This is a genomic window from Streptomyces sp. NPDC057486 (assembly GCF_042802415.1).
GTDB classification, from domain to species: Bacteria; Actinomycetota; Actinomycetes; order Streptomycetales; family Streptomycetaceae; genus Streptomyces; species Streptomyces yanii.
In genome coordinates this window covers 1-2938 of record NZ_JBHVEE010000289.1, presented here as the reverse complement: position 1 = coordinate 2938, position 2938 = coordinate 1, and the positions used below count along the sequence as shown (strand labels likewise).

The window sequence follows — 2938 nt, the reverse complement described above, 5'->3', positions numbered from 1 at the left end:
GACTACATCAACTCCTGGAACACGACGGCGAAACCGTTCACGTGGACCGCGACCGCCGGCGAGGTCCTCGCGAAGGTCAGGCTCGTCGCGACCAATGTGAAGAAACTCGTCAATAACAACTCGAACTGACATGGACAGGATCACGAGACACTAGCGCCTTGTCCACCCGAGCGGCGGCCAAGTCGTCGTGACGGATCACAAAACTCGTGTAGTACTCCTCGTAGACCCGGGCTTCACTGGCGAGCGATATCCATTCGCTCGCCAGCCGGTGCTTTTCCCTCTCCAGGTGGGAATACCATTTTGCGATCGGGATGGCTGGGATCTTGCCTGCCTTCTCGCGTCCCGCGAGGGTCTGCTCCGCAATGTTGTTGATCACCTCATCATCGGCATACCCGCCGATGACAACGCCGGCGCCAGACGGCCAGAGGTCGTGGGCCAGAGCCCGAAGTTCGTCCAGGTGCGGCAGGTCACGCTCCATGTACCGGACCAACTGCTGCTGGAAGGGCGACATGTCCTCCCAATCGAGATCCTCCCAGAACTCGTGCCAGTCCTCGTCCTCGTCGCCCTCCTGGAGCCAAAGGGGCAGTTCGGCTCTGAGCTCGGCGCTGACGTCGAGCTGCTCGCGGACACACTTGGAGCTGGGGGCTTCCGCGACCGCGGTTTCGGTGCCGCCCGGTACATACACGACTCGCGCGTACCTCCCGGAACTATCCTCATGGTCCATCTCCTGGTTCACGAAGAAGAGCAACGTCCCGTCCGCCGGCAGGTCGAAGCCGTCGACTCTCGGCAGCGCCCCACAATCGACGGAAAGGAGCGACGGCAACGGAATGTCCCCGACAGACGGCCACTTCATGCCCACCGGCAGCCGGGGCAACCCACCAAACTGCCCGACCGGAGAACCACCGCCCACGGACAATCCGATCGACAAACGAAGGTGCTGGATGAATCTGCTGATCTCGTCGCCCGGGATGCCCAACTCAAGCGCTGCCCGACGAAACTCTCCCTGATGATCCATGCCCGAGAAGATAAACCCTTTACAAACCCGGCTGTGTCATCGGGGCGTTGGTGGGCATGGGCTGTACGTGGTGGAGCGAGCGGTCGGTCACCTTGGATCACCCCAGCGGATCCGCCTCCAGGAAGCCGCGCAGCTCCAAGGCGAGGTTGCGCATGTCCTCTCCGGGAGCGTGATCAGTCCTGACTTCGAAGTGCCACTCGTCGCCGGGGAATGGATGGTGCAGCCCCCTGTCAGTTGGACATGAGATCCCGCCATCCCCTCCGGGCGGGGTGCCGCGCCCCGAGCCCGGGCCCGCAATCAGGAGTGAGCAGGGCGGGTGCGTCGCCCCGGTGCCTGCTGATAATCGGGGTGTGGCTGCCCATCCGAAGCCGAAGAACACAGAGACCAACGTCCGACTTCCGCTTTGCGCCTTGGATGCGCTGGCTGCTGTCATGGCCAAGCAGCAGCAGGGCACCTCGCGGGATGCGACCGTGCGCCGGCTGTTAGCCGAGCATGTCGAGCGGCAGGAGCAGGAGGATCCCGACGACAGGCTGACGCATATCTCCACCGTACTGCGCTATCCGCCGCCGCGCTGGCGAAAGGACCCGCGTAAGGACCGGCCCCTGCGGCTTCGGGCGAGCGCCGACCTGCTGGAGCGGGGCCCGCGCGGTCTCGCTGGTACTGCCAGGGCAGTACCAGCGCGCATTCCGTGACTACCAGAGTCGGGCACTGACCGACGCCGTGATGACCGTCATCGCGATGACCGAGCCGTTCACGGACGAGTTCCTGGACGGGCTGCTTCCCCTCCTGCACCACCGCGCTGCCCGCAACCTGTGGAGGCTGGCGACCGTCGGGCTCTGCACCGGTTTGGAGCGCGCTCTCCTGGAGGCGGCCGTGGCGGTGCGCGACGGGACACCCGAAACCGTGCTGGACACAGACGCGCGGCACCTGCTGGCGGTTGTGAAGGCCCTCGAGGAGGACGTGGCCTGGCACTCCCCGGCCCGCTTCCATGTCGCTGCCAATTTCGCCCGCGATCTGCTCACCGGTGAGCAGGCCGCGGGCAACGAGCGGCTGCTGCAGGAGGAGGGCGAGGACTGGAACGAGTTGTACCTGGACACCCTCTACGCCGACGAGAGCCGTCGGGCCTACCTGCAGCGGGGAACCACGAGCTACGACTGGAGCGGGCGCGGCGGCGGCGCGGTATGGCGGGCCGAGCGCCAGGTCAGCCTGGACAACTTCGGGGACTGGCTCACCAGCCACATCCAGGCGGACACGGCCGACTACGTGGTCCATCCGCCCGGCTAGGTGCTGTCCCGCTCGCCCGGCTGGCACGCGGTCGCCCCCGACCCCGACCGCACCACCGAGTAGCCACACCCGGGCACGCCACCGCTGGGGGCTGGAGTTCCGTTGGGCCGGCGGATCTGGCTGCTGTCCGGCAGGCCGATCCGGGCACTCGGGTTGCATGGATCGGTCACGCCGCTGACGTGCGGTTTGGCCGATGGCTGCGATCAGATCGGTCACACGGCCGGTCTGGATGGGTCACACGGCCGGTCACCGGTCACGGCCGCAGACCTATGACCGGTCACGAGTGCTGGGCAAGCCCAAGAGGATCCTGGGCAAGCTCACCGTGCAGCAGGCTTGCCCAGCCCCGGAAGCTGGCGGCCAGGACGCGACGTTAGCCCGCCAGGCCGAGCAGCGACGGACTGGCGGTGTCAGTGGCCGCCGGTAGCCTCGCCCGGGTGATGGTGGGAACAGAAGACACGAGGCTGGTCGTCTTGCGAGGGAACAGTGCCTCGGGCAAGTCGTCCGTCGCGGCCGGCATCCGCGACCGTTTCGGCCGCGGCCTGGCCCTCTCGTGTTTCGCACTTTTTGGATCACTGGGTCGGTGAACTGGTGTGTGATGATGCGCTCGATCGGGTGGTGAGAGGCCGTACCTCTCATGGG

3 protein-coding genes and 1 pseudogene are annotated in these 2938 nt (G+C 66.3%); 3 read left to right on the top strand and 1 reads right to left on the bottom strand.

Features of this window, described 5'->3' with window-relative positions:
* Positions 1-109 precede the first annotated feature (109 nt).
* Positions 110-1015, bottom strand: a complete 906-nt coding sequence (locus ACFU6I_RS48315) for a DUF1963 domain-containing protein (protein WP_384380885.1) — start codon at positions 1013-1015, stop codon at positions 110-112.
* 350 nt (positions 1016-1365) lie between these two features.
* Here ACFU6I_RS48315 and ACFU6I_RS48310 point away from each other — a divergent pair, with 350 nt between their 5' ends.
* The 3 genes and pseudogenes from ACFU6I_RS48310 to ACFU6I_RS48300 form a co-directional block, all read left to right on the top strand.
* Complete coding sequence (locus tag ACFU6I_RS48310; protein ID WP_384380882.1) at positions 1366-1707, top strand: hypothetical protein; 342 nt, start codon at positions 1366-1368, stop codon at positions 1705-1707.
* 31 nt (positions 1708-1738) lie between these two features.
* Positions 1739-2299, top strand: a complete 561-nt coding sequence (locus tag ACFU6I_RS48305) for a hypothetical protein (protein ID WP_384380879.1) — start codon at positions 1739-1741, stop codon at positions 2297-2299.
* Between the two features lie 437 nt (positions 2300-2736).
* A pseudogene (locus tag ACFU6I_RS48300) lies at positions 2737-2847 on the top strand (kinase); the annotation flags it as partial.
* Positions 2848-2938: the final 91 nt, after the last annotated feature.